Below are 26,197 nucleotides of genomic sequence, written 5' to 3'. Positions count from 1 at the left end.
TTCTGTTTGGACTGCCAAACAAAAGGGCAAGAACCTTGACTCTTACCTTTTTTCTTTCTCCATATTTGGTTACAATTTTTGAAACAGAAAGTTCGACCCTTTGGCGAGTATAGTTTGTACAAACGGTGTAACGGCCAAAAAGGGGAGGAGCAATATGCTATGAAGAAGAGTCGGCCAAGCTAAGTTAAGAAAGCCTGACCCTAGGACTAGTGCAATCAAGAAAGAAATCTGTGTAATACTGAAAATCCACAAACGATAACGCTTGATGGGCCAAAATATCTTGCGTTGCATCAAAACATAGTTCCATGCTGAAAAGAGTACAGTCATCATCGCAAGTTCCCCATGCGAAATTCCCAAAACAGCTCCAAGTCTTACAATAAGTGTCGCCCCCACTGCAATGCTTAAACCTACGGGAAAGGCGCGTTCAAACAAAGTCTTTAAAAAACTGCCTTCTACCTTTGAAAAATCTGACTCAAAACTAAGGAAAAACGAGGGAATACCCACAAAAAACGCGGTTAAAATCGTTAATTGAATCGGCTCAAATGGATAAACATTCCCCGCAAACAATGTCAAAACAGTCAGCACAATAGAAAACATCATCCGTACCATTAACAGAGAACCCGTACGGGTCAGATTATTAATCACGCGCCGCCCTTCATTAACAATATAAGGCATAGCCGAAAAGTTATTGTCCATCAAAATTAAATTAGCGGTTTGCTTCGCGGCCTCACTTCCTTCACGCATCGCAATAGAGCAATCAGCTTCTTTAAAGGCTAAAATATCATTAACACCATCGCCTGTCATTGCAACGGTATGCCCTTTTGCTTTAAGAATTTCTACCATCCGTTTCTTTTGCTGTGGAGAGACGCGTCCAAAAATTTGTTGGTGTTCTACCGCAAATATCAGGTCTTCATCTGTATGGACTTGGCTCACATCCACATATTTTTCTGCATCTGGCAAGGCGACCGCCTTAGCAATAGCAGAAACAGTAACAGGGTCATCTCCAGATATTATTTTGCAACGTACCCCTTGCTTTTTGAAATACTCCAAGGTTTGTTTGGCATCAGCGCGCAGAATATCAGAAATCACAATCAGAGCTTGCGCACTTAAATCATTAGGCAATAGGCCCTTTTCTAGCTTTTCTCCTGACTGAGCCAAGACTAAAACCCGATGTCCCTTCTCTGCATATTTTTGAGCTTTATCTTGCAAGCGCGAATTACCTTGTGGAAATAAAAACTGTAATGCTCCTAAATAGTATGTACCTTCCGAAAATTCAACCGCACTATACTTTCTTTCTGAAGAAAAAGGGAGTGTCTGTAGAACCTCATAATCTTTTTGCGCACCAAAGTACTTCCTCAGTGCTTGAGCTGTAACATTTTGATCAGGTAGACTTCCGAGTATGTTACCAATAGTATGATCTATTTGGGCTAAGCTTTGCTCTGAAAGACTTTCTACTTGCTCCACTTGCATTTCACCCGTTGTAATGGTTCCTGTTTTATCCAAGCAAAGCACATCGACACGCGCAAGTGCATCAATCGTATGCAACTCTTGCACCAGCACCTTCCGCTTCACTAAATTGATGACTCCTAGTGTTAAGGCCATACTCGTTAATAGAATTAATCCTTGCGGAAACATCCCTTCTAAGGCTGCAACTGTACCTAATACTGCTTGCTCGTGCCCCGTTTGGGTAACATAAAATAATTTCAAATAAAGTAAGACACCCAAAGGTATCATAATGAAACTAACAATACGTACCACTTTCGCTAAACTGTCACGTAGCATCCTAGTTTGTTTTTTAATCTTACGTGCTTCATGCGCCAACTGATGGATGTAGTTATCTTTTCCGACATGAATAACCTGCGCAACCGCTGTACCACTCGTTACAAAGCTTCCAGAATAAAGTTCAGCTCCTTCTCTTTTTAAGAGAGCATCTGACTCCCCTGTTAAAAGGGCCTCATTTACTTCTATTTCTCCCTCTATAATCTGACTATCACAAGGGATTTGATCGCCCATTCCTAAAAGAAGGGTATCGTCAAGTACTAACTCTCCTTGTTTTAATTCAATTTGCTTTCCTTGACGGAAAAGTTTCACCTTACTTGTGTTCAGCAAGGATAGTTTATTCAATAAGCGACGTGCCTTGATTTCTTGGTAAAGGCCAATACCTGCATTGACTACAACAATAATGATAAAAAGAGCATTCTTATGTGATCCAACAGAAAGGACTAAGATAAAAAGAAGAATATTAATCAAATTGAAAAAAGTCAGCAAATTACTCGCAAAAATTTGACTGTATGTTTTACCACTTTCGTTTTTAGCAATATTGACTTGCCCTGCTTCTAAACGTTTTTCGACTTCTTTTTGAGTCAATCCTTCGTATTTAAATGCTGCCATAAGTTCTCCTCTAATTCTCATTCTATCCTAACATGATTAGGGAAGCAAATACCTTACATTTTCGAAATAAAAAAGCCCATCTTTCTAATGATGAGCGCTTTTCTTTGTTATTTTGTTTGGCGGGCCATAGAGGATTGAACATTGAATTTACGTTGAATAAGGAAGCGAAGTCCCATAACAACTAAACCAAGAATAATTGTAATGTAAGGAGCCAGCACAATATTGATTGATTTAGGCAATAGAGCGACTAAAACAGAGACTCCTGCCCAAGCGACCATTGCTAATGCAAGCATCACAAAACCTTTTCTTTTTTTCTCTGGACGTTGTGCGCTGTAGAAGAATTTATACATCCAGTACATTACTAAACCAGCCAGAGCTGAGGATGCAAGTGTTGTTAAGAGTCCATAAACACTGGCCTGAGGTTGAAAGAGTCCCATAAGGCCCATAATAACTGAAATTACACCAAAGAAAAGCATCGTGCTATCAAGCCACATTAAAAAAGGTGTTTCATTTTTTGCTGTTTCTTGACGCGTAGTTTTTTCTTCATCTGGTTTGTATTGAGTTGCAAACTCTATCGGCGCACCCAATAACTTGCGGGCTAAAATGCCTTCTTTTTGTCCTTCGATAATTTTAGGCAAAATTTCAGCAAGGATTACTTTAATCTCCTCGTCTGATTTTCCTAAAAGCATCAATTGCTTTGTTACGCCATGTACGTATTCGCTATTTTTTGCAGTGAGTTGCTCGATTAGATTTTCCATATCTCCTATTATATAAAATTTTTGGCGAAATTTGGAAAAAAAACTTGATTTTTTAAATAAAAAAATGTTATACTAATCTGGTATGTTATTTTGAGGGTTTCTGTAAGAATTGTGTTTCAGATCTGAATTTTTAGAGATGCTCTTTAAAAAGCATAAAATTTTTAAGGAGGAATCAAACCATGTCAAAAGAATGTTATTTTACTGGTCGTAAGACTGTATCAAGTAATAACCGTTCACACGCGATGAACCAAACTAAACGTGTAGTTAAACCTAATCTTCAAAAAGTTCAAATTCTTGAAAACGGTGAACTCAAAACTGTATGGGCTTCAGCTAAAGCATTGAAAAAATTGCCTGCAGGCGTTGAACGTGTATAAACCATTTAAATAAAGAAAGCCATGAAACGTAAGTTTACTGGTCTTTTTTTATTTTACGGGAATACGGCACGACACTACACTTGTATTTACCTCCACAAACTTGTCTAGTATACAAACAATACCACCAGTTTTTTCTGGTGGTATTTCTTTATCACTTTTCATTTTTTTGAGCAACTACTTCAATTTCGATGAGGGCTCCCATAGGTAAGCGCCCCACTTCAAAGGCGGTTCTTGAAGGAAACTCGCCTGAAAAATATGTTTTATACACTTGATCAAAATTCGCAAAATCTTTGATGTCGTTCAAATAAACTGTAGTTTTTACAATATTATCTAATGAAGAATTATTATCTTCTAAAATAGCTTTTACATTCTCCATAGACTGCTGAGTTTGCTTTTCTATACTCTCTGGATAATCTATCTTGTTAGTCTCTCCATTAATCGGTAATTGTCCAGAAGTAAAAATTAACTCCCCTACTTCTGTTGCGGGTGAGTAGCTTCCCACTGCTGGAGGTAGTTTTTCACTTGATATTCTTTTCATGATTCGGTTCTCCTTATTTTCTTTTTAACACAATCGAAACACTTGGTAACAAAACTAGTATACTATACCCCTTTCTAAAAGTAAAGGCTTTCACGGATTCAAAAAAGTTTATAGAATAATCCGTTTACTTTCTATTTAATTACATAAATTCACAAGAGCGGAGTGTTTTGTTTAAAGCACTTACAAGGCAAATGTGACCAAAAAACTAATGAAACAGCTGTTCTATTTCACAAAATTATGATAAAATGAAGCGATACATAAATTATTATGGAGGAAAGTGCTGTATGATTCAACAGCACGCATATGAAAATGACCGTTACTATTAATACTCAACATGGTAATGTTGACATTGCAACAGATGTTATTGCTACTGTTGTCGGTGCTAGCACTACTGAAATTTTCGGTGTTGTCGGTATGACAAGCAAAAATGCTGTTAAAGACAACTTCCGCAATATCCTTGGACAAGAAAACTATTCTAAAGGTGTCGTTGTAACGACAACTGATAACCAAACAACCATTGGTGTATATGTTGTTGTAAGCTATGGTGTTAAAATTAGTGAAGTTGCTAAGAACATTCAAGAACGTATCCGATTTAATCTGGAAAATCAACTTGGCATTGTAGCAGCTAGAGTCAACGTATATGTACAAAATGTGAAGGTGGTCGAAGACTAGTGTCAAATATTAACGCAAGTAAATTACAAGAAATGATTCAGGCGGCGGCGAGTCGCCTTAATGAACAAGCTGAATATGTCAATTCTCTTAACGTTTTCCCTGTACCTGATGGTGATACAGGAACAAACATGGGTATGACAATTACAAACGGTGCCAAAGATGTAGCTGAAAAACCAGCTGAAACAGTGGGACAAGTTGCTCAAATCCTTTCAAAAGGTCTACTTATGGGTGCTCGTGGTAATTCGGGAGTTATTCTTAGTCAAATCTTCCGTGGTTTTGGTCAATATGCTAAAGATTACGATGAACTTGACGGAATCCATTTGGCAAACGCCTTGCAAAGCGGTGTAGAAGTGGCCTATAAAGCCGTAATGAAGCCAGTAGAAGGAACTATCCTAACTGTTGCTCGTGGTGCTGCTGAGCTTGCTAACCGTAAAACAAACGAAACAGACAACGCAATTGCTATTATGGAAGCCGCTCTCGAAGGGGCTAAGATTGCTCTCGCTAAAACACCAGATATGCTTCCTGTGCTTAAAGAAGTCGGTGTAGTCGACTCGGGTGGGCAAGGCTTAGTTTATATCTATGAAGGCTTTTTGATGGCTCTTAATGGTGAATTTGTTCCTGAAAATCCTGAGCAAGGCTTAGGAGCTATGGATCGTATGATTAACCTCGAACATGAGTCTGAATCAAGCGTTGCTGGTGCTTCTACAAGCGATATCAAATATGGTTACTGTACAGAAATCATGGTAGAACTTGGTCAAGGGCCAACCGCACGTGAAAGTTATGATCACGATACCTTCCAAACTTATTTGGCAGGGATTGGGAACTCACTATTAGTTGTTGATGACGAAGAGATAGTTAAAGTTCACGTCCATACTGAAGATCCGGGCTTAGTTATGCAAGAAGGTTTGAAATACGGACGACTCGTTAAAGTCAAAGTAGACAACATGCGCTTGCAAAATGAAGGTGTTGCTCAAAAAGAAAAAGCAAGCAATATTAGTACTTCTACTTCAAAAGTGGATTGGGGCTTAATTGCCATTGCTGCGGGTGAAGGGCTTGCTGATATTTTCCGTGAAATGGGTGTACAGCACGTCGTGTCTGGTGGCCAAACAATGAACCCATCAACAGAAGATATTCTTAAAGCTGTAGATTCTGTAAACGCTGAAAAAGTAATTATTTTACCTAATAACAAAAACATCTTCATGGCTGCTAAATCAGCAGCTGAAGTGGCAGATATTCCTGTGGAAGTTATTGAAACTGCAACTGTACCACAAGGTTTTACTGCTTTACTCAGTTTCGACCCAACCAAATCTATTGAAGACAATAAAGCAAATATGACTGCAGCCCTTGAAGATGTACAATCAGGCTCAGTTACCCAAGCTATTCGAGATACAAATATTGATGGTATCGAAATTCACAAAAAAGATACGCTTGGAATGGTAAATAATAAAATTGTCGTTTCAACTAAGAAAATGAATGACGCTATCTTTGCTGCCTTTGACAAAATGATAGATGAGGACAGTGAAATTGCGGCAATTTATATTGGCGAAGATGGTAAAAAATCAAATGCCGAAAAAATTGCAAAAGAACTTGAAAAACGTTATCCTGAACTTGAAGTAGAAATTCATGAAGGAAAACAACCTGTTTATCCTTACATCTTCTCTGTAGAATAAAATAAATAAAAAACTTGTCTAAGTAAAGACAAGTTTTTTATTTGTTTTCACGTGAAACATCAGTAAATCTTTCATAAAAACTTTACATACACGAATTTTCTCGAAATTACAAGTAATTCGTGTTATACTTATTGTAATGTAAAAAACCTTTTACATTCTTTGTTGAAGGAGCACTCATGAAAGTATTGAATACTGCGCGCATCGGTCAAATATACTATGTACACAAAATATTAAAATCTGCACATGCCAGCAAACTAAGGGACCTCGGGTTTTCTCCCGACAAGGAAGTGGTACTCCTCTCTCTGGAGGGTGAAAACGCTATTCTAAAAATCGGGAGTACCCGGTTGGCACTCAGTAGTTTTTACCTCACAGATATTCTGATAAAAAATGAACAGTCAGAAGAAACCTTATCCTCTCTTTCAGATTTGGCTGTTGGTCAAACGGGTGTGGTTCGCCTCATTGATGGTCAGGGAGAGATTAAAAGACGTTTGATGGATATGGGTATTACACGCGGCACCAGCATTGCAGTCCACAAGCTCGCACCCTTAGGAGACCCTATGGAGCTACATCTACGAGGATACTCACTCTCCTTACGTAAAATAGATGCCGAAAAAATTAAAATAGTAACCCAAAATCATAAGGAAAAATAGATGACTAAAATTGCCTTACTCGGAAATCCCAATAGCGGGAAAACCAGCATCTTTAATATCTTGACAGGAAGCAATCAACAAGTCGGAAATTGGCCAGGGGTCACAGTTGAGTGTAAAACAGGCCGTTATAAAAAAGATAAGAACATCGCTATTCAAGACTTGCCGGGAACTTATTCCCTTTCTCCTTATACTTTGGAAGAACAAGTAACGCGGAATTATCTCAGAGAAACGCCTCCTGATGTCCTCCTTAATATTATTGATGCTACTAACTTGGAACGTTCGCTTTACCTCACTTTACAGCTGATGGAATTTAATGTTCCGATCGTTATCGCCTTAAATATGAGTGATTTGCTTGAACAGCAAGGAAAAAAGATAGACATTGAGAAACTATCTTACAGTTTAGGCTTACCCGTAGTGCCAACAAGCGCCTTAAAAAAGCAGGGTTTAGATGAAGCCATCCGTATAGCCTGCCTCCCGTTAGAAATGCAGGCTTTAGATTATGATCACCGTCTCGAAAGTGCTTTGTCAGAGATAGGAAAGATCTGTCCTCATGCAGATAACCGCTTTGAACAAATCAAACTCTTTGAAGGAGATGCTTTAGCCTTAAAAGCACTAAGTGATTCGCAACAGAAAGAACTCAATGAAGTTGTTACAATTACGGAAAAAATAATGGGTGACGACCGTGAAGCTATCATTGTCAATGAGCGCTATGACTTAATCGGGCAAATCGTTCGTCTTGTCGTAACACAGAAGGAAAACGGCAAGCTCAATCTGACGGATAAAATAGACAGCATTGTAACGAACAAATGGCTGGGTCTTCCTCTTTTTATCCTCATCATGTGGTTTGTTTATTTCTTAGCGATACAAGTTATTGGTACTCCTGCGAGTGATTGGCTGAACGATAACTTTTTTGGTAGTTTCTTACCTGACATTCTTAGTAAGGCGATGGACTATTGGGCTATCGTTCCTTGGATACAAGCCCTTCTCTTAGATGGTGTGCTTGCAGGTATTGGTGCTATCTTAGGCTTTGTTCCCCAAATTTTTGTTCTTTTCCTTTTACTAGGTTTTCTTGAAGATTCAGGATACATGGCGCGTGTTGCTTTTGTAATGGATCGTATCTTTAGACGATTTGGTCTTTCTGGAAAGTCCTTTATTCCCATGTTAATTTCTTCAGGGTGTGGTGTTCCCGGCATCATGGCTACACGTACTATTGAACAAGAACGTGACCGGAAAATTACGATTATGGTCACGACCTTCATGCCCTGCTCAGCCAAACTACCTATTATTGCACTCGTTTCTGGTGCCTTCTTCCATTCTACGAGCTGGGTTGCACCGAGTGCCTATTTTTTAGGTATGGCAATGATTATCCTCTCAGGAATTATCCTCAAGAAAACAAAAATGTTTGCAGGGGACACATCAGCTTTCATCATGGAATTACCTTCCTATCATTTGCCTCATTTTCCTACTGTCCTTAAGTATGCTCTAGACCGCGGTTTCAGTTTTATTAAAAGAGCAGGAACAATCATCTTTGCCCTGAATGTCTGCCTTTGGTTCTTATCCAACTATAGTTTCAGCCTACAGCAGGTTGACCCAGGACGATCCATTTTAGCCACTCTCGGTGGATATTTAAGCATTGTCTTTGCACCTTTAGGCTTTGGCGAATGGAAAGCTACCGTCGCAACTTTAACAGGCCTTATTGCAAAAGAAACAATCGTAGGGACGATGAGCCAACTTTACGCACAAAGCGCGGAGGCTGGAAATAACAGTAGAGCGATTTGGGCTGCTTTACAAAGCAGCTATACCCCTCTTGCTGCATACTCTCTACTTGTATTTAATCTTTTATGTGCTCCTTGTATTGCTGCTATATCTGCTATTTACAAAGAAATGGGTGAAGTAAAGTGGACCTTGCGCGCAGTGGGCTTTCAAACAGCTGTCGCTTATAGCATGAGTTTTATCATCTATCAGTTGGGCTTTGCTCTTATTGAAAAACATTTCAACATAAGCACTTTACTGGCTCTACTTCTCTTGAGCTTTGGGCTCTATCTTATCTTGCGTAAACCAAAAACTATATTAAACAAGGAGGAACTCTCTCTTGAACTTAGCTAGTATGATACTTTTATCCCTCATTTTAATAGCGGCTTTCTTCTCTATTCGTAAAACAATACGTAGTAAAGGGGCTTGTGAGGATTGTACAACAACAACTTGTCCAGTCAAAGGAGTCTCCGCTTTAGAAACTTCGACGAAGAAGGATTGCTGTGATTAAACAAAAAAATCTTCCTTAAAGGAAGATTTTTTTCTATCTGTATTTTATTTTAAAAAGCTAAGGCAACCAGCATAAGCAAAGTTTGCACTAAAGAAAAGACCATCAAAATTTTTACTGAAGCAATAAAAGTTTCTTTTTTAACTTGTTTTTGCAAGTATGGTCGCGCTTGTTTTACAATGAATGGCAAAAGTAAGAACATACCTAGCATTAGAGGTGACACTAACTTAAGAATAACAGCCGCAACAATAGAAAGATAAGCTAAAACAATAGCGAACGTCCACCACCTTAAAGCATTTTGTCTCCCTATATAATGCACAATAGTATAACGGTAATTGGCTTCATCTTCATCTAAATCACAGGTATTATTTGCCAGCATCAAGTTAGAAATTAAAAGTGTACTTGGTAGGGCCACCAAAAATGTTGAACCCAATGTTGCCCAATTCCATACAAAAACTTGACTGGTATTAATATAAACGCAAATCAAGAAAATCAAATAGCCCATAGTTAGACCACTTGCCACTTCTCCAACAGGTAAACTGGATAAAGGTTTAGGACCTGCCGAGTAAAAAATACCAACAAAATAGCAAAAGAGACCCAGCCAAAAGACTGGCCAACCCACCATCCACGCTACTATTAGTCCAAGTGCTAAGGAGATAAAAAAGAAAGAAGCAAGTAATAATTTTATCGTTTTGAGAGAAAGGTTTTCTCGACCGATAATGTTCGTATTCTTCTTATAATCTTCCGTATCTATGGCCTTATGGAAGTCGTTAAAATTATCCCATATGTCCACAAAACAATTAAAGCAGAACATGGCAATAAAATAAATTGCTAAAGGGATAAGATTGGCTATTTGATAATGATAAAGGGAGAAAGCTAACCCAAGAAAAAAGGGAAAGACACTCGCTGTTTTGGCTTTTAGCTCAATGAGCTCGGCAAATATTTTAAAATTCATTCTTAATAATTTCTTTGTAATAAACTCTGTGTTACTTCTATCAAAATTTCACGATTACGTGATTCTGGAAGTTTTTTAATTTCTAATAGCGCTTGATCTGTAAGATGCTTAGCTAAAAATAGACTTCCTGTAATTCCACCTAAATCCGCGACTAATTGTGAAAACTCCACACATTCTTCACGGCTAAGTTTCTCTGGGGCAGCTAAGTAAGGCAATACTTTACTAGGGTCCTCATCTTTAGCTAAGAGTAAAGGCAAAGTGTAAATACCCTGTCTAAAGTCTGTCAGTATTGGCTTATCCGCCTCTTCTAGACCCACAGTGAAGTTCAAGACATCATCATATATTTGAAAAGCCAAACCGATAGCTAGACCAATTTTTCGAGCTGAACGTTGCATTTGCTTATCGCCACCTGAAAAGTAAGCACCTTCTAAACAAGCCAAGCTCAATAGTTCAGCTGTTTTTCCACTAATTGCTTTAAGGTAGCGACGAATATTATTTTCTTTATTGTATGCTGCCTGCATTTGAGTCAGCTCACCTTGCAAAATCTTTTTCATTGATTTGGCATTTTTGGGTAGAAATGGCGTCGCTGCCATGGTTTCGCAAAGTAATTCAAAATATACGGTGTAAATAAAGTCCCCTGTATAAACCGCCACATCCTTGCCAAACTGAGCTTCAACACTTGGCAATCCTCTGCGTAGAGGAGAATCATCTATAATATCATCATGAATCAAGGTAGCAGAGTGTAATAACTCTAAGCTAGCTGCTATTTTAATCAAGCGTTCTTCATCTTGCTCTTCGTCTTCTATTAATCCAGAGAATAGAAAAAAAAGCGCTGGCCGAACCATTTTACCACCGCGAGTTGTAAACTTTTGCAATGCATCACGTATATCTGTATTATTTACCGCTAAACGTTCTGTCATCAAAGTTTGTACTGCGATAAGTTTTTCCCTAATTTCAGGATAGTTCTGCCAAAAATCTAGCACTTTTTCCCCTTACTACCTAATATATCTATCGTTTTTATACCTCTATTATTCTAGCAAATTACACCTTAAATTTCGATATAAACGACTCACTTTTTTCGCAAGAAATTCACTTAACGAATTTCAACAATATTTTGCTGTGGCAAGCGATAACTTGCTTCACCTTTTTCTTCTGATGAACCAAGTACCACGAGTAATTCTGGGCGATAACGTTTATCAACTTCAAGGATTTCATTGATACGCTCTGTATGTTCAAACCCAAGGATAACATTTCCTTCATAGCCTCTATTTTTGATAGCATACATCAGATTCATCGTTACAAAACCAATGTTCAATGATAAATAACTTGCTTCCATCATTTCATCCATATTTTCAAACATCTGAGGATAGCGACTATTAAAGCGTTGTAACTGCTCACTGTTCATTTCACCCGCTCCTGTACGCGCAATTTCACTTGAGCGTTCAGAAAGATCAGTATCACTGAAAATAGCAATAACAGCGCCTGCCGACTTGACTTGCTGTTTATTTTGCCCTTTAACTTCTGGCAAAAGCTCTTGACGCTTTTCTTCACTTTCAATAATGACAAAGTGCCAAGGTTGAATGTTGTGCGCAGAAGGTGCTAAACTTGCGGCTGAGATAAGCTGTTTTACATCTACTGTCGGTATTTTTTTACCGTCAAAAGTTTTTACAGCGTGACGTTCTTTATTAATTTTTACAAAATCCATGAAAACCCTCCTCTCATTATTGTACCAAATTTGTAAATTTTTAGTACACAAAAAGGAGCCGAAACCCCTCTATTATCCTATTTGTTATATTCTCGCAAAAATTGAGACAAAGCACTTAATCCCTTACGCAATGTGTCTTCATTTGTACAATAGCCCAGACGTGCGTAACCAGGCAAGTCAAATCGGTTACCAGGTACCAAAAGGACACCTTTACTTTTCAGTAATTCTATACAAAAATCTTCCGTATTCTCTGGATTCAGGTTTTCAAATTTTACAAAGCTGGTGGAGACAGACTTAGGATAAATCATCGAAACCTGAGGCTCATTTTCTACCCAATCACGTAATATCTGCAAGTTATTGTTTACGATTTTTTTATTTCGTGCAAGGACTTCATCTCTGTGTTTTAAAACGAGTGTGCCTAAGGCATCGTCAAAAACACCACAGCAAATCATTGTATAATCTCGATATTTCCGAAATTCATCTGCAAGTTTTTCATCTTGAGTGGCCACCCACCCTAAACGTACACCTGGTACAGAGTAAGTTTTAGATAGAGAATTTGTTGAAATACCTTTTTCATACAAATCAACAATGGGCGCATAATCTTCAGCGTCATCTAGTGGCAAATAAACTTCATCTACCAGCACATAAGCTCCAACAGACCTAGCGAGATCAACTACTTCTTCTAAAAATTCTCTATTTAAAGTTGTACCCGTAGGATTGTTAGCATTATTGAGGCAAATCATTTTGGTATTCGGTCTAATCAATTGACGTAATTCCTCAAGGCGTGGATACCAATTTTCACTTTCATAAATGTGCCAAAAGTCTATTTCTGCCCCGAGCGAGCGAGGAATATCATAAAGTTGCTGATAGCTAGGATATTCGGCAATAACGTGATCGCCAGGCTCAATCAAGCCATAGAGAACGAGATGATTTGCTCCTGTGGCGCCATTTGTTGCTAAGATATTTTCTTCAGGGACTTTTTGATAAAGTTTAGCTACTTCTTCTTTAAATTCAGGCGAGCCTTCAATCCAACCGTAGTTAAACTTTTCTTGCATCAGCTTGGACATAAAAGCCTGTCCGTTATCCTCTTCCAGATTTAGTATTTCTTGCAAAGTCATCGAAGAAATCGTTGATTGTGCAATATCATATACTGCTGATTTTTCCCACACATTGAGCCATTCTTCCACTCCAAAACCATCTATCTTCATAACGTTTCCTCCTAAAAATCAATTATAGTATAAGTATAGCATTGTGACTCCAATATTTTAAAACAATCTTCCATAGGAAAAAATATTGTCTTAGTATTAACATTTGGATGTAAAGTCATGATGTCATGCTGTTCGAGCATTTCACGATCAAAGTATATATGCATATTATCCATCTTCTTCCCTACTAACCCAAAAATAGAAACAATCCCTGGCTGTAGGCCTAGCAGACTTTCTAAGCGTTCTTTGGATACAAAGTGTAGCCGATTTACTTCAAGTAATTCCGCCAAGCGATCCATTTCGATGCGCTTAGAATCATCCATAATAACCATATAAAATTGAGTCGATTTCTTATTAGCCAGAACCAACGTTTTTGAGCGACACCCCTCATGCCCTTCAATATAGCGATCGGATTCCTCAGTAGAATGGCTGGCGGGGTGTTCAACTATTTTATATGGAATCTCTAGTTCTGCCATTAGTTGCTCTACTTCTGCAAAAGTTCTCATCTTGTCCTCCCAATATAGAAAAAAGGCCGCATGAAATACAGCCTTTTTACATTAATCAGCAACAATAGTTGTTCCTGAACCATTTGCCAAAAAGTCTTGAAGGTTTTCAAGTGAAGTGATTGTGGCAGCGCGACCTGTACGCTCCACAAAGGCCATAGCAGCTTCAACTTTAGGTTTCATAGAACCTGCCGCAAATTGACCTTCGTTCAAATAAGTACCAATTTCAGACAAAGTAATTTTTTCTAATTTCTTTTGATCAGGTTTGTTGTAATTAACATACACATTATCAACACCTGTCAGGATGACTAACTCATCACCCTCTACAAGCTCTGCAAGTTTAGCAGCTGAGAAGTCTTTGTCAATAACGGCTTCTACTCCAGTGTAAGTACCGTCTGCATTTTCGATAACAGGGATACCACCCCCACCTGAAACAGTTGTCAATACTGCAGCATCCAACAATGGCTTAATTGCTTCTGCTTCAATAATACGTTCAGGTTTTGGACTAGCGACTACGCGCCGATAACCACGGCCTGAATCTTCAACGAATTTCCAATCTGGATATTGTTCCAACATTTTATTCATTTGCGCTTCATCATAGAAGGGACCGATTGGTTTTGTTGGATTTTCAAAAGCAGGGTCTTTACTATCTACAACGACACGTGTGACAACAGAAGCTACAGGAATACGCTCCAAACCTTCTTTAATCAAAGCTTTCGTAAATGCTTGTGTCATCCAATATCCAATTTGCCCCTGTGTCATGGCAACTGCTGTATCTAAAGGCATTGCTGGATTTTTTTCACTGTCTGATCCAAGTTGTTGCAAGAGTAAATTCCCCACTTGAGGGCCATTACCATGAGTGACAATAATTTCCACATCGTTGTCTTTAATAAGCGGGATAAGTTGGCTTGCTGTAATTTCAAGCGCTTCTTGTTGTGCCTTTGCTGTTGGGTCATCTGTCAAAATAGCGTTACCACCCAAAGCTACTACAATACGTCTAACCATAATTTATATTCTCCTAATCTTTATTTTTAAAGCGCTTACTTAGCGCTCGAAAGAATAAAACTTTCGATTGCTCAAAAATTTTACTCCCATTTTATTTTTAAATACCAAGTAGTTCTCTGAGACCAAATTGGTTAGCAACTAGGCCGTAGAGAGCGAGTAAGGCAGCAAGGGTAAAGATTATGATAGCCACCCATTCTCCAGTTGTAATTGTTCTGTGGTTTTCACGTTTTGCTCGGATATAAAGGACAAAACCTACTACATACAAAATAGAAGCCATCCAAACAAACTGCCAACCACTCAAGTAAAGAGCAATAATTTGAAAGGCCATTGCAAAGAAACCGATCAAAACATTTTTAGTTGATTTTTCAACTAAACCAACTTTAAAGAGATAAGCACCAACTAAAGCGTAGCAGACCATGATTACTGCAGTACAGAGATAAACAAAAACATTGTAAGCATCTGCCGCAAAGTAAGTAATGATGATAAAGAGTTGGACAAAACCTTGAGTCAAGAGCAACGAATTGACAGGAGCTCCAGCTTTATTTTCTTTACCGAACCATGCAGGTAAGAGCTTTTGTGATGCCAGTTGTGAAGTTGATTCTACTGGAAGCATTGTCCATGACAACCATGCACCTAGAAGTGAGATAATGAGACCAATAGCCATCAAATTACCACCCCAAGGTCCAACCATTTCTTTCAAAATACCAACCATACCAGGTTGAGGCATGCTTGCGAGCTGTGCTTGATCTAAATATCCGTAAGGTAAAAGTGAAAGCAAGATATAGATAACAAGCAAAGTGAATAAACCAATAATTGAAGCTTTACCAGCATCAGATTTTTTCTTGGCACGGTCTCCCATCATCGCAGCACCTTCAATACCAACGAAGACCCAAATCATAACCATTAAGGAACTTTGGATTTGTCCTACTAAGCCAGATGCAGTCATGTTGGTAAATGCAGCTGTTCCATCAGCATTAATGGCTACATTTTGCCAGAAATGTTCAGTAAAGACACCTGCTCTAAACATGACAATAGCAACAACGGCAAAAATTGCGATTGGAATTAACTTAGCAATGAGAACAATAGCATTAATTACTGCAGCACCTTCAACTCCGCGAATAACAAGGGCTGTTAAGGACCATGAAACGACAGAAACGACAACAACTGATAAAAATGTTAAAGAGCCGTCATCATTAGCAAAAACGCCTGGGAAGAAATAATTGACCGAAGTCATCATTAATACAGCGAAGGCAACGTTACCTGCCCAAGCAGATAACCAGTAACCCCAACCTGATAAGAAACCTGCAAAGTCACCAAAACCTGCGCGTGCATAGTCTGAGACACCTGAAAGTTCAGGTTTATTTACAACGAGATGATTCAAACTCAAAACGAGCATTAAAATACCAAAACCGATAAAGAGCCATGAGATAACAACACCACCGGGTGTAGCTCCATTTGCTAAATCGTTTGAGAGGTTAAATACCCCACCACCGATTGCTCCTGAAACGATAATAGCTACGAGGGCCATGAGCCCAATTCCTTTTTTATTTTCTACTTCCATATTACTTCCTATTTCTTTCATAAAGTCATATGCTTTAAAAAAGTCTCCAACACTATGAAAAGATAAGCGAGGTCTGACCTTTTCAAAACAAGAGTTATAGAGGGAACTAAAAATATTTTTTCCAGATTTGTGCAAACTTCCCGCTGGTATAAGGAGGCGGAAAGTCTGTCAAATCTGGAAAAAATCAAATTTCTAGATTAAGAATTAGATGCTTGGTACATCTGGAATAAAGAGATTACCCAAAGTAGCTGCCATGATTGCTTTAATTGAGTGCATACGGTTTTCAGCTTCTTCAAATTGACGTGCATATTTAGAGCGGAACACTTCGTCAGTAACTTCCATTTCAGTCAAGCCATATTCTTCTTTGATTTCTTTACCATATTCAGTTTCAGTGTCGTGGAAAGCTGGTAAGCAGTGCATGAAGATAAGCTCTTCATCTGGAGTACCAGTTAATTTCATCATATCCATAGTGATACGGTATGGAGTGAGAAGTTCAACACGTTCTTCCCAGTTTGATTCACCCATTGATACCCACACGTCAGAGTAGATAATGTTTGCGCCTTTAACACCTGCTTCAATATCAGCAGTTGTTTCAGGTTTTGCACCTGATTCAGCTGCAAATTTACGCGCAATTTCCATTACTTCATCTGATGGTTGGAGTGATTCTGGAGCAACGATAGTTACACTAACTCCGAGCATCGCACCTGTTACGATAAGAGAGTTAGCCATATTGTTACGACCATCCCCTACATAAGCAAGTTTCAAGCCTTTGAGGTAACCGAATTCTTCCTTGATAGTCATGTAGTCAGCTATCATTTGAGTTGGATGCCAATCGTCTGTCAAGCCATTCCATACTGGAACTCCTGAATATTTGGCAAGGTCTTCAACTTCTTGTTGTGAGAAACCACGACGTTCAATCGCATCAAACATTGACCCAAGAACACGTGCAGTATCTTCAGTTGATTCTTTAATACCAAGTTGGATATCGTCTTTACCAAGATACTCAGGGTGAGCACCGAGGTCGATAGCAGCAGTTGTGAACGCTGCACGCGTACGTGTAGAAGTTTTAGCGAAAAGCAATGCAATGTTTTTTCCTTCAAGATAGTGATGAGGGATGTTGTTTTTCTTCAAAGCTTTCAAATGGATTGCGAAATCAACAAGATATTGAATTTCAGCAGGTGTGAAGTCTTTTTCTGCTAAGAATGAACGTCCTTGGAAAACTGAGTTAATTTTTGGTGTTTGCATTTAATTTTCTCCTAATTTAATTATTTTGTTTTTTTGAAATAAGATGATAATAGCATCTACTGGTTTACAGTTTTTTAAAATTTGTCAATCTTGTTGACACTACTGTAAACCTAGTAGCCTTTGATAAAATAATTTTAGATATCTTCACGCCACAATGGTTGAGACATACAACGAGCTCCACCACGTCCACGAGCTAATTCACTTGAAAGGATTTCATGAACTTTGATACCGTGTTTTTTAAGTAATTCAATAGTTACATAGTTACGGTCATAAGTTACGATTTCTCCTGGAGCGATGGCCAAGGTATTTGAACCATCATTCCATTGTTCACGTGGTGCAACGATTGGGTCACCATCACCACATTCAATCAAGTCAAGCTCTGATACATTCAAAACTTTCTTAAGTGCTGCTTTAAGATCTGTCAAGTGTTCAATTTCCACATCATCATTTTTACCTGGACGTAAAATGAAAGCATTGATATTTCCTGAACCATCGAAGATGCCTGGGAAAACTGTAAATTGATCATGATTAATCATTGTAAACACAGTATCCAAGTGCATCATAGCGTGGTTATGTGGGATTTCAACTGCGAGTACTGTATCAAAAGTTGACAATGGGTTTGCAAAAAGTTCTTTTGCGAGAGCTTGAATTGTTTTAGATGAAGTACGTTCAGAAACACCAATTGCTACAGTGTGTTTGTTAAGAACAAGTTCGTCACCACCTTCAATACGTGTTGTATGATTACGATCACGCCAGATTGGAGTGTCTTTAAAACGTGGGTGGTTGGCCATCACATACTCTGTAATCAAAGATTCAGGTTGACGTGCGGGGAAAGTCATTTTATTGATTGTCATCCCTACACCCATAGAAGCTTGTGGGTCACGTGTAAAATAAGCGTTTGGTAATGGGTTAAGATAGAAATGGTTTTCTGCATCTGACCCAGCCATATCACTAAGTACAGTGCGTTGAAGATCCAATTCATTTTTACGAACACCAGCATAGATTTTATCAACCATTGCTTTTGTATCCATACTTGACAAATACTCTGTCAATCCATCAAGTGTACGACCTGGACGATACCCAGCTTCGTGCAAGAGACGAGCTAAGAAATCTTTCTTGACGTTTTCACTTTGGAAAACATCAGCTGCGAGGTCTTCTATATAGACTGTTTCCGCACCATTGTCACGCAAAGTTTGCGCAAAGAAATCGTGTTCCTTCTGTGCAATTTTCAAGTAAGGGATATCATCAAACAAGAGCTGATGCATTGTATCAGGTGTGATGTTTTCTACTTCAGCACCTGGACGATGAAGGAGAACTGATTTAAGTTTCCCGATTTCTGAGTTGACATTGATTGCTTTTTCCATGAGATAAGCATCCTTTCTTAAATAAATCTATATATAAAATTTTGTAAAAGCGCTTTCAACACTCTTAATTATAGTCTAATCTTTTTTTAAATGCAAATCGAACACCATTATAATAATTCGCTTTCATTTTATATTTAATAATAAATATACAAAAAGAAACCAGTAATAGCACGGTTGAGCGTATCAGCTGGTTTCTTTTATAATTTACTTATTTTTCTTTATTTTTTCTAATCTGTTTACTGCGGAGTTGACCGCAGGCAGCATCAATGTCTGTACCGTGCTCTTGGCGCACCACACAGTTGATACCATTTTTCTTGAGCACATCATAAAATTTTGTCGTATCACTTCTTGTTGAACGTTCATATTTTATGTGTTCTGCAACAGGATTATAGGGAATCAAATTGACATAAGAAAGTTTATTTCGCGGCTTAATCAAGTCAGCAAGTTCTTGAGCAATTTCCGGTGTATCATTTTCTCCAGAAAGCATAATATATTCATAAGTTACACGACGGTTTGTTGTTTCAGTATAGTAATCAATAGCTTCAAAAAGCTTTTCGAGTGGAGCACTTCGTGTAATACGCATAAGGCTTGTACGTAAATCATTATTAGGTGCATGTAAAGAGATTGCTAGATTCACTTGTAGATTTTCATTTGCAAATTCTTTGATTTTTGCAGGCATGAAACCACAGGTTGACACTGTAATATGGCGCGCACCAATAGCCAAGCCGTTATCATCATTAATGGTACGTAAAAAATTCATCAAGTTTACATAGTTGTCAAACGGTTCACCGATACCCATAACAACAACATGGGATACACGTTCGTCTAAACCTTTTTCGTCAAAGTACTTTTGCACCAGCATAATTTGTGCGACTATCTCACCTGCTGTGACATCGCGTTCTTTTTTCAAAATACCTGAGGCACAAAAAGTACAACCCATATTACAGCCTACTTGTGTTGTTACACAAACAGATAAGCCATATGACTGACGCATAAGCACTGTTTCAATCATCATCTTGTCGGGCAGCATAAAGAGGTATTTAACTGTACCATCTTCTGATTCTTGCACGACGACCTGTTCTAATGGATTCATAATGAAGTGTTCGTTCAACTTAGCGATGAAATCCTTTGATAAGTTTGTCATTTCTTCAAAAGTTTGGACACGTTTTCTATAGAGCCAATCCCATACCTGCGTTGCACGAAATTTTTTTTCATCATTTTCAATTGCCCAAGCTATAAGTTGATCACGTGTTAGGCCATAAATTGTTTGCTTTTCCATTATATCTCCGATGTTTTAACATAAAATTTTTGCTTCAATATTTTTTATGCATATTATTCAATAATTTTTAGACACATTTATATATTTTGTCTAATTTATTTTTTTGGGACGTTCCCTTATTACAAAATTAGATTTTGATTGAGATTTTTTCTCATTGTTCTCATTCTTTCTTATTTTCTGAGGTTTCTTGTCTGATTTGTCGCGGATTTCAAAAGTTTTTTTCTCATTTTTCTTTTGTTTTTCTTGACTATTACGATTTTTATTACGATTGTTCCGACGACGTGGCTTGTCAAATTTTGGATGACGTGGCTTATCTTCAAACACACGCTCAGAAGTATAGGCTTCATCCTGTGAACGCACGCGACGTAAAACAAAATAGGCACAGCCATAATTACAATACTCATTGATGTAGTCTTCTAGACGGTCTATTTTATTTTCAGACTGCATCTTTTTTCTACTGGTTGAAAAGAAACCTTTTAAACGAAGCTGCTCAAAACCCCAGTCACCCACAATGTAGTCATATTTATCAAAAATATCACTGAAACGTTGTTCTAACTTCTCAGTATCAAAGCCTTCTCGATAATTGTAAACTAAGTGAAAGGTCTTACCACCCACTTTAACAATATCCTTGGTCGCAATAACACGTTCACCTGGAAACCGGTTATAATTTAATTTTGATTCATCAATTTCTTTTGGCACTTCTTCTCCCTTCTTGTTCTTTCTAATTATTTAACATTCCTCATTCATTTGCTCTTATTTCTTTTAAGAAATATGGAAAAAGTATTTCTGGTTTCTTCTGTTCCTTTTAAATAGAGGAAGACACGGTCCACAAATCTAGCGGTATAGTATAACATTACTATACGGTTGGAGCTACAGTAAATTTATTGATATAATAAAACCTCAATTTCAAAATACATCCTTGAGCATTTTGACTGGATAGATCTTACTTATAGGTCAATGTAGCCTGCCTCACTTTGTCGTTAATTTTTCCGCAAAAAAACGCGCAATCACTGGAAATTGCTTCAAATACGAGTGCAAATCATTCAAGTGAAGAATGCGCAATGAATTCATTTTACCATTATAGCACAAAAACTACCGCCAAAGCGGTAGTTTTTGCAATTTTTTCTTCTAGTAACTGCTTATCTTCCTGTAGATCCAAAGCCGCCCATACGTGTAGTTTTAACCACTTCTTCATCTCCATCGGCTACTAAAAAGGGCATAAATACTGCTTGGACAATTCTTTCCCCTTTTTCCAGTACAACTTCAGCTTCGGTAATATTTTTCATTTGAGCAAATATTTCGCCTTCATTTCCTGAATTATTATAGTAATCTCCATCAATAACACCTACGGAGTTAATCAGAATTAAACCTTTTTTACGAGGATTTGATGAGCGGTCGTACAGGTAAAGCACTTCTCCAGCTTGCATATAAGCCTTGAGTCCTGTAGACACGAGTTTGATTTCTCCAGGTTTAATGGTTGTCTTTTCAGCCACAGATAAATCATATCCTGCTGCATGACGAGTTGCTCGTATCGGCAACTCTATTCCTTCATTTTCGTATTTGCTTACAAGTTCAAAGCCACGTGTTTTCATATTTGTTTCCTCACTACTTACTATCTATTTTATAAAAGGCAAAACAAGGAGTACGATAAAGAGAACCACAACCGTAACTCCCGATAAAATGCGATTTTGCATTGGTACAGAATTTTTGAAATATTTCGGTGGAAAAACGGGTGCTAAAAGCAAACCGCCAAGGGCACCACCGACATGAGACCAAATATTTACCGAACTCAAATTAAACAAATTAAAGAAAAGATTTATAACAATCAAAACGGTAAAAGTTTTACCAATCTGCTTAAGCAAAGGATGACCTGTAAAGAAACCAATCCCTGCAATGGCTGCAAAAAGACCAAATATTGATGTTGATGCTCCAGCTGATAAAGTATTAGGCGAGAAGAGGAAAGTTACAGCATTTCCAAATATTCCTGATAAAATATAAATCAAGCTAAAGTTAAGGCTACCAAAAACAGCTTCCACTTGGCGACCGATAAAAAAGAGAGTCAAAGTATTCATCAAAAAGTGCGTCCAGCCAATATGGACAAAAATTGGTGTAACGAGACGCCATATCTGAGTAGGGTCATCAAGAATAGCTGGAGGAAAGAGTGCTCCAGTATTAAAAAGATTGATAGCATTCGTAGCTGCCAATCCATATCTAAAGAATTGATACAACCAAACCATTGTTGTGAGTAACGATAAAATATAAGTCGCTTTATGCTTCATAAAGTCTTTTTTTATCATATTAATGTTCATAAGTAAATATTTCTCCTACCCTAATATCGTGAGGTTCTGGGTCAAAATTTATTTGCTGAAAATCATAACAAACACTCGCTGTTTGTCCTTTGAAGTTAGCCAAATAACGATCATAATATCCCGCGCCAAAACCAATTCGATCGCCTTGATGATTCCATGCCAAACCTGGCACTAAAATCAAATCAGGAATTTCAGCCTGTTTAGACCTAGGTTCTAGTATACCAAATTTTGTCCGTTCTAAGTCATTTTTGTCATATTTTGCAAATATCATTTGGCGATTTTCTAACGTTTTTGGGATAAGAATTTGTTTATTCTCTTGTTCAAACAACAGCTTTAAATCAAATTCAAACTCCTGAGGCATATACAGGGCAACGCTTTTCGCCGCTTTCCACTTCTTAGAATAAAGAAGTTTTTCCAGAATAATTTGACCTTGATGGCTTTTGTCAGCAAAATCAAAACTTTTCAGTAAATTTATCATTTCTTTTCGTATTAGCGCTTTCTTTTCCATACTATATATGTTATCATAAAGCTGTAAGTTTTTTTCAAGTTAACGTTTATGCTTTTGTTACACGCTTTTCGATGATAAGATTTACCAAACTAAAGAAAGGATGTATTCAAATGGCACAAGGAACTGTAAAATGGTTTAACGCTACTAAAGGTTTTGGTTTCATTACTACTGAAGAAGGCAACGATGTATTCGTCCACTTCTCAGCTATCCAAACTGATGGATTCAAAACTCTTGATGAAGGCCAAAAAGTTAACTTTGATCTTGAAGAAGGCCCACGTGGACCTCAAGCAATCAATGTTACTAAATAATTGATAATCAAAGCACCCTAGGGTGCTTTTTCTTTTTGTTCTGACAAAATAATATTATAAAAAAGACAGATAAGCTATTGTTTTATATATATAAAAAGTTTACAATGTATAAAGCAAATAATTTAGGAATATTATGAAAGACTTAACAAGAGGAAATATCCTCAAAGGTTTAATCGCCTTCACACTCCCCCTACTTTTAGGAAACTTTTTTCAAGTTCTCTATAACACCGCAGATACCCTCATCGTTGGACAAACTTTAGGTAAAAATGCTTTGGCCTCCGTTGGTGCCACTGGATCGATTAACTTTTTAATCGTTGGTTTTGCCCAAGGTATGACCGCTGGCTTAACGATTATCACAGCTCAACGGTTTGGTGCCAAAGATGCGCATGCCGTTAAAAAGTCCTTTATAACCGGACTTTATTTCACGATAGCTATTTCCCTTCTTCTTAGCCTCCTGTCTGTCATCTTTGTCGGACAACTCCTGCAGCTTATGCAGACACCCGCTGAAATATACGAAGGGGCACATACCTTTTTAAGTATTATGTTGGGCGGTCTTACAGCAACAACTCTTTACGCTTACTATTCAAATGCGTTGCGCGCTTTAGGCGATTCTAAAACTCCACTCTATGCGCTCATTGTTGCTAGTATTTTGAATATTGGTTTTGAGTATTTTGCCATCCTTGTTCTACATTTAGGTTTAGCTGGTGCGAGTGCTGCGACTATTTTGGCTCAATGTATCTCCGTCCTTTATCTGGTTTTACATATTAAACGGAAAGTTCCGGAGCTACACCTTAACCGCAAACTGCTCCTCTATGATGTTAAAGAAATTCGTGAACACGCGCGTCTCAGTATCCCGATGGGTTTCCAATCCAGTATCATCGCTATTGGATCTATTACTTTGCAAGTTGCCCTCAATACGATGGGCACAAATGCTGTCGCCACACAGGCAATCGTCTCTAAAATAGATCAAATTGCAATGCTGCCGATGATGTCGATTGGCTTAGCTATGGCTACCTTTGGTGCGCAAAACTATGGGGCTAGACAGTACCGACGTATTAATCAAGGGCTTTTTCGAGCTCTACTCATCGCTGTTGCTTGGGCTATTGGCTTTGCAGTGGTGTTGATTAGCTTGAATTACTACTTCACGACCGCTTTTATCTCTCCAAGTCAAACAGCTGTAATTGATATGGCACGGCATTACTATGTGGTTAACGGAAGTTTCTACTGGCTTCTCGCCATACTCTTTGTTACTCGCTCAACATTACAAGGTTTAGGTAATGCTCGAATACCAACCATTTGTGGTGTAATGGAACTGCTCATGCGTGCAGCAGTCGCGATTATTGGGGTTAGCCTGCTAGATTATACCGTAATCATTTCCTCTAATCCCGCTGCTTGGATTGGTTCCACAGCTATTCTAATTCCTACTACTATTCGAATGGTTCGTCGCTTTAGTCAAGAAAATACAGAAGAAAAAATCGTTCTTAATTGAACGATTTTTTGTATTAGTTTTTATCTAATTCTTGATAGAGAAGTTTTTGTGCTACTGTTGGGTTAGCTTGTCCTTTTGTAGCTTTCATCAATTGACCAACCAAAGCTTTAGCTGCATTCTCCTTACCTCCACGGTAATCAGATACAGATTGCTCATTTTTGGCGAATACTTCATGAATAATTGGCAAAAGTACTGCAGGATCAGAAATTTGAACTAATCCAGCTTTCTTAACAAACTCTTCAGCAGATCCGCCATTTTTGGCTAATTCAAGGAAAACTTTCTTGGCGATTTTTGATGAAATTGTTCCATCTGCAATCAAACGCAACATTTCTGTTAAGTTTTCTGGGGTCAGCTTGATCTCTTTGAGTTCAAGATGTGCTGTATTCAAGTACTGAGCAACTTCACCTTGGAGCCAGTTAGAGACTAACTTGGCATCCCCACCCAATTTAACTGCAGCTTCAAAAAAGTCTGAAACATCCTTAGAGCTTGTCAATTGACGGGCATCATATTCACTGAGTCCCATTTGTTCCACATAACGTACACGACGTGCTGCCGCAAATTCTGGAAGTTCAGTACGAACTTCATCAATCCATTCATCTGAAATTTCAATACGAGGCAAGTCCGGTTCTGGGAAGTAACGATAATCAGAAGCCCCTTCTTTAACACGCATCAAAATAGTTTCTCCAGTCTTATCATCGAAACGTCGTGTTTCTTGACGGATTTCACCACCTGCACGAAGGATTTTTGCTTGACGGTCAATCTCAAAAGCTAAAGCTTTCTTAACATTACTGAAAGAATTCATGTTTTTAACTTCTGTTTTAACGCCAAACTCTTCTTGACCATAAGGACGCAAAGAGATATTCGCATCACAACGCATTGAACCCTCTTCCATCTTCACATCAGAAATTCCTGTATAAAGAATCAACTCACGTAAAGCAGTTAAGTAAGCATAAGCCTCTTCCGCACTACGCATATCTGGCTCTGAAACGATTTCGATTAAGGGAACACCTTGACGATTTAAGTCAACATAAGAGTAGCCATCTGTACCATGAGTATTTTTTCCTGCATCTTCCTCAATATGCGCACGCTCAATGCGAACAGTTGATTTTGTTCCATCTTCGAGTTCAATTTCGATAGAACCATTATAGCCGATAGGTTCATCTGCTTGAGAAATTTGATAAGCTTTTGGATTATCAGGATAAAAGTAATTCTTACGGTCAAAATGCATGCTCTTTTGAATCGACATATTCATAGCAAGAGAAGCTTTCATACCGGCAACCACAACACCTTTATTCAATGTAGGGAGAACACCTGGCATTCCCCAGTCAATCACATTTGTATTGACATTCGGCTCAGAGCCAAATTCAGCTGGAGTTGGGCTGTAAATTTTTGAGTTCGTATTTAGCTCAACGTGGACTTCAAGTCCAATGACTGTTTCAAAATTCATC

25 protein-coding genes are annotated in these 26,197 nt (G+C 38.2%); 7 read left to right on the top strand and 18 right to left on the bottom strand.

The window, feature by feature from the left end; all coding sequences use genetic code 11:
- Positions 1-69 precede the first annotated feature (69 nt).
- Both I6G50_RS09440 and I6G50_RS09435 read right to left on the bottom strand, forming a co-directional pair.
- Positions 70-2,391: an HAD-IC family P-type ATPase gene (locus tag I6G50_RS09440; RefSeq protein ID WP_197908675.1), complete on the bottom strand. Its 2,322-nt coding sequence runs from the start codon at positions 2,389-2,391 to the stop codon at positions 70-72.
- A gap of 107 nt (positions 2,392-2,498) precedes the next feature.
- On the bottom strand, positions 2,499-3,149 hold the full coding sequence (locus I6G50_RS09435; RefSeq protein ID WP_197908674.1) for a DUF1129 domain-containing protein: 651 nt from the start codon (positions 3,147-3,149) through the stop codon (positions 2,499-2,501).
- A gap of 179 nt (positions 3,150-3,328) precedes the next feature.
- Between I6G50_RS09435 and rpmB the strand changes: the two genes are divergently transcribed.
- Positions 3,329-3,523, top strand: a complete 195-nt coding sequence (gene rpmB, locus I6G50_RS09430; protein WP_003133678.1) for a 50S ribosomal protein L28 — start codon at positions 3,329-3,331, stop codon at positions 3,521-3,523.
- Between the two features lie 151 nt (positions 3,524-3,674).
- Here rpmB and I6G50_RS09425 read toward each other — a convergent pair whose 3' ends face one another.
- Positions 3,675-4,061, bottom strand: a complete 387-nt coding sequence (locus I6G50_RS09425) for a RidA family protein (protein ID WP_197908673.1) — start codon at positions 4,059-4,061, stop codon at positions 3,675-3,677.
- A gap of 309 nt (positions 4,062-4,370) precedes the next feature.
- Between I6G50_RS09425 and I6G50_RS09420 the strand changes: the two genes are divergently transcribed.
- The 4 genes from I6G50_RS09420 to feoB all read left to right on the top strand — a co-directional run bounded on the left by I6G50_RS09420 (position 4,371) and on the right by feoB (position 9,159).
- On the top strand, positions 4,371-4,733 hold the full coding sequence (locus tag I6G50_RS09420; RefSeq protein ID WP_042753033.1) for an Asp23/Gls24 family envelope stress response protein: 363 nt from the start codon (positions 4,371-4,373) through the stop codon (positions 4,731-4,733).
- Positions 4,733-6,403 (top strand): DAK2 domain-containing protein, encoded by a 1,671-nt coding sequence (locus I6G50_RS09415; RefSeq protein ID WP_197908672.1) that lies wholly within the window; start codon positions 4,733-4,735, stop codon positions 6,401-6,403. Before I6G50_RS09420 ends, I6G50_RS09415 begins: the two co-directional genes overlap by 1 nt.
- Positions 6,404-6,579: 176 nt before the next feature.
- A complete protein-coding gene (locus tag I6G50_RS09410; RefSeq protein ID WP_197908671.1) occupies positions 6,580-7,053 on the top strand; it encodes a FeoA domain-containing protein in 474 nt (157 codons plus the stop codon).
- Positions 7,054-9,159, top strand: a complete 2,106-nt coding sequence (gene feoB / locus I6G50_RS09405; RefSeq protein WP_197908670.1) for a ferrous iron transport protein B — start codon at positions 7,054-7,056, stop codon at positions 9,157-9,159.
- Positions 9,160-9,365: 206 nt separating this feature from the next.
- Here the strand turns inward: feoB and I6G50_RS09400 are convergent, their stop codons facing one another.
- From I6G50_RS09400 to I6G50_RS09335, 14 genes are all read right to left on the bottom strand, one after another.
- Positions 9,366-10,268 carry a prenyltransferase gene (locus tag I6G50_RS09400; RefSeq protein WP_003135211.1) on the bottom strand — a complete coding sequence of 301 codons (903 nt, stop codon included), beginning with the start codon at positions 10,266-10,268 and terminating at the stop codon, positions 9,366-9,368.
- A 2-nt stretch (positions 10,269-10,270) separates the two neighbouring features.
- Positions 10,271-11,251: a polyprenyl synthetase family protein gene (locus I6G50_RS09395; RefSeq protein ID WP_003135212.1), complete on the bottom strand. Its 981-nt coding sequence runs from the start codon at positions 11,249-11,251 to the stop codon at positions 10,271-10,273.
- Positions 11,252-11,361: 110 nt separating this feature from the next.
- Positions 11,362-11,973: a nitroreductase family protein gene (locus I6G50_RS09390; RefSeq protein WP_003135213.1), complete on the bottom strand. Its 612-nt coding sequence runs from the start codon at positions 11,971-11,973 to the stop codon at positions 11,362-11,364.
- Positions 11,974-12,050: 77 nt separating this feature from the next.
- Positions 12,051-13,181, bottom strand: coding sequence for an aminotransferase (locus I6G50_RS09385; RefSeq protein WP_197908669.1), 1,131 nt, complete (start codon positions 13,179-13,181; stop codon positions 12,051-12,053).
- Positions 13,182-13,192: 11 nt separating this feature from the next.
- Positions 13,193-13,684 (bottom strand): YbaK/EbsC family protein, encoded by a 492-nt coding sequence (locus I6G50_RS09380; protein ID WP_081165739.1) that lies wholly within the window; start codon positions 13,682-13,684, stop codon positions 13,193-13,195.
- A gap of 51 nt (positions 13,685-13,735) precedes the next feature.
- Positions 13,736-14,686: a carbamate kinase gene (gene arcC, locus I6G50_RS09375; protein WP_081165742.1), complete on the bottom strand. Its 951-nt coding sequence runs from the start codon at positions 14,684-14,686 to the stop codon at positions 13,736-13,738.
- Positions 14,687-14,783: 97 nt separating this feature from the next.
- Entirely contained in the window at positions 14,784-16,247 is a 1,464-nt protein-coding gene (locus tag I6G50_RS09370; RefSeq protein WP_197908668.1) for a basic amino acid/polyamine antiporter, read from the bottom strand.
- 204 nt (positions 16,248-16,451) lie between these two features.
- Positions 16,452-17,492 (bottom strand): ornithine carbamoyltransferase, encoded by a 1,041-nt coding sequence (gene argF / locus I6G50_RS09365; protein ID WP_003135223.1) that lies wholly within the window; start codon positions 17,490-17,492, stop codon positions 16,452-16,454.
- Between the two features lie 134 nt (positions 17,493-17,626).
- On the bottom strand, positions 17,627-18,856 hold the full coding sequence (arcA, locus tag I6G50_RS09360; RefSeq protein WP_003135225.1) for an arginine deiminase: 1,230 nt from the start codon (positions 18,854-18,856) through the stop codon (positions 17,627-17,629).
- 208 nt (positions 18,857-19,064) lie between these two features.
- Positions 19,065-20,135, bottom strand: coding sequence for a 23S rRNA (adenine(2503)-C(2))-methyltransferase RlmN (gene rlmN, locus I6G50_RS09355; protein WP_197908667.1), 1,071 nt, complete (start codon positions 20,133-20,135; stop codon positions 19,065-19,067).
- A 90-nt stretch (positions 20,136-20,225) separates the two neighbouring features.
- On the bottom strand, positions 20,226-20,834 hold the full coding sequence (locus I6G50_RS09350) for a YutD family protein (RefSeq protein ID WP_197908666.1): 609 nt from the start codon (positions 20,832-20,834) through the stop codon (positions 20,226-20,228).
- A gap of 440 nt (positions 20,835-21,274) precedes the next feature.
- Positions 21,275-21,727 carry a dUTP diphosphatase gene (locus I6G50_RS09345; RefSeq protein ID WP_197908665.1) on the bottom strand — a complete coding sequence of 151 codons (453 nt, stop codon included), beginning with the start codon at positions 21,725-21,727 and terminating at the stop codon, positions 21,275-21,277.
- A 24-nt stretch (positions 21,728-21,751) separates the two neighbouring features.
- Positions 21,752-22,444 (bottom strand): rhomboid family intramembrane serine protease, encoded by a 693-nt coding sequence (locus I6G50_RS09340; protein WP_003135236.1) that lies wholly within the window; start codon positions 22,442-22,444, stop codon positions 21,752-21,754.
- On the bottom strand, positions 22,434-22,952 hold the full coding sequence (locus tag I6G50_RS09335) for a 5-formyltetrahydrofolate cyclo-ligase (protein ID WP_197908664.1): 519 nt from the start codon (positions 22,950-22,952) through the stop codon (positions 22,434-22,436). The genes I6G50_RS09340 and I6G50_RS09335 overlap by 11 nt, the downstream gene beginning before the upstream one ends.
- 110 nt (positions 22,953-23,062) lie before the next feature.
- Here I6G50_RS09335 and I6G50_RS09330 point away from each other — a divergent pair, with 110 nt between their 5' ends.
- Entirely contained in the window at positions 23,063-23,260 is a 198-nt protein-coding gene (locus I6G50_RS09330) for a cold-shock protein (protein WP_003135240.1), read from the top strand.
- A gap of 133 nt (positions 23,261-23,393) precedes the next feature.
- The gene (locus I6G50_RS09325) at positions 23,394-24,749 is read left to right on the top strand and encodes an MATE family efflux transporter (RefSeq protein WP_197908663.1); all 1,356 of its coding nucleotides are present in this window, start codon (positions 23,394-23,396) and stop codon (positions 24,747-24,749) included.
- Positions 24,750-24,762: 13 nt separating this feature from the next.
- Here the strand turns inward: I6G50_RS09325 and gatB are convergent, their stop codons facing one another.
- The gene (gene gatB, locus I6G50_RS09320; RefSeq protein ID WP_081165751.1) at positions 24,763-26,196 is read right to left on the bottom strand and encodes an Asp-tRNA(Asn)/Glu-tRNA(Gln) amidotransferase subunit GatB; all 1,434 of its coding nucleotides are present in this window, start codon (positions 26,194-26,196) and stop codon (positions 24,763-24,765) included.
- Between the last annotated feature and the right edge of the window lies 1 nt (position 26,197).

The organism is Lactococcus garvieae, assembly GCF_016027715.1.
GTDB classification, from domain to species: Bacteria; Bacillota; Bacilli; order Lactobacillales; family Streptococcaceae; genus Lactococcus; species Lactococcus garvieae_A.
This window is presented reverse-complemented; position numbering and strand designations above follow the sequence as displayed.

What these genes read in the sequence shown, in the direction of transcription:
- I6G50_RS09440 (WP_197908675.1), bottom strand. Translation starts at nt 2,391, where the DNA reads ATGGCAGCATTTAAATACGAAGGATTGACTCAAAAAGAAGTCGAAAAA.
- I6G50_RS09435 (WP_197908674.1), bottom strand. Translation starts at nt 3,149, where the DNA reads ATGGAAAATCTAATCGAGCAACTCACTGCAAAAAATAGCGAATACGTA.
- rpmB (WP_003133678.1), top strand. Translation starts at nt 3,329, where the DNA reads ATGTCAAAAGAATGTTATTTTACTGGTCGTAAGACTGTATCAAGTAAT.
- I6G50_RS09425 (WP_197908673.1), bottom strand. Translation starts at nt 4,061, where the DNA reads ATGAAAAGAATATCAAGTGAAAAACTACCTCCAGCAGTGGGAAGCTAC.
- I6G50_RS09420 (WP_042753033.1), top strand. Translation starts at nt 4,371, where the DNA reads ATGACCGTTACTATTAATACTCAACATGGTAATGTTGACATTGCAACA.
- I6G50_RS09410 (WP_197908671.1), top strand. Translation starts at nt 6,580, where the DNA reads ATGAAAGTATTGAATACTGCGCGCATCGGTCAAATATACTATGTACAC.
- feoB (WP_197908670.1), top strand. Translation starts at nt 7,054, where the DNA reads ATGACTAAAATTGCCTTACTCGGAAATCCCAATAGCGGGAAAACCAGC.
- I6G50_RS09400 (WP_003135211.1), bottom strand. Translation starts at nt 10,268, where the DNA reads ATGAATTTTAAAATATTTGCCGAGCTCATTGAGCTAAAAGCCAAAACA.
- I6G50_RS09390 (WP_003135213.1), bottom strand. Translation starts at nt 11,973, where the DNA reads ATGGATTTTGTAAAAATTAATAAAGAACGTCACGCTGTAAAAACTTTT.
- I6G50_RS09385 (WP_197908669.1), bottom strand. Translation starts at nt 13,181, where the DNA reads ATGAAGATAGATGGTTTTGGAGTGGAAGAATGGCTCAATGTGTGGGAA.
- I6G50_RS09380 (WP_081165739.1), bottom strand. Translation starts at nt 13,684, where the DNA reads ATGAGAACTTTTGCAGAAGTAGAGCAACTAATGGCAGAACTAGAGATT.
- arcC (WP_081165742.1), bottom strand. Translation starts at nt 14,686, where the DNA reads ATGGTTAGACGTATTGTAGTAGCTTTGGGTGGTAACGCTATTTTGACA.
- I6G50_RS09370 (WP_197908668.1), bottom strand. Translation starts at nt 16,247, where the DNA reads ATGGAAGTAGAAAATAAAAAAGGAATTGGGCTCATGGCCCTCGTAGCT.
- argF (WP_003135223.1), bottom strand. Translation starts at nt 17,492, where the DNA reads ATGCAAACACCAAAAATTAACTCAGTTTTCCAAGGACGTTCATTCTTA.
- arcA (WP_003135225.1), bottom strand. Translation starts at nt 18,856, where the DNA reads ATGGAAAAAGCAATCAATGTCAACTCAGAAATCGGGAAACTTAAATCA.
- rlmN (WP_197908667.1), bottom strand. Translation starts at nt 20,135, where the DNA reads ATGGAAAAGCAAACAATTTATGGCCTAACACGTGATCAACTTATAGCT.
- I6G50_RS09345 (WP_197908665.1), bottom strand. Translation starts at nt 21,727, where the DNA reads ATGAAAACACGTGGCTTTGAACTTGTAAGCAAATACGAAAATGAAGGA.
- I6G50_RS09340 (WP_003135236.1), bottom strand. Translation starts at nt 22,444, where the DNA reads ATGAACATTAATATGATAAAAAAAGACTTTATGAAGCATAAAGCGACT.
- I6G50_RS09335 (WP_197908664.1), bottom strand. Translation starts at nt 22,952, where the DNA reads ATGGAAAAGAAAGCGCTAATACGAAAAGAAATGATAAATTTACTGAAA.
- I6G50_RS09330 (WP_003135240.1), top strand. Translation starts at nt 23,063, where the DNA reads ATGGCACAAGGAACTGTAAAATGGTTTAACGCTACTAAAGGTTTTGGT.
- I6G50_RS09325 (WP_197908663.1), top strand. Translation starts at nt 23,394, where the DNA reads ATGAAAGACTTAACAAGAGGAAATATCCTCAAAGGTTTAATCGCCTTC.
- gatB (WP_081165751.1), bottom strand. Translation starts at nt 26,196, where the DNA reads ATGAATTTTGAAACAGTCATTGGACTTGAAGTCCACGTTGAGCTAAAT.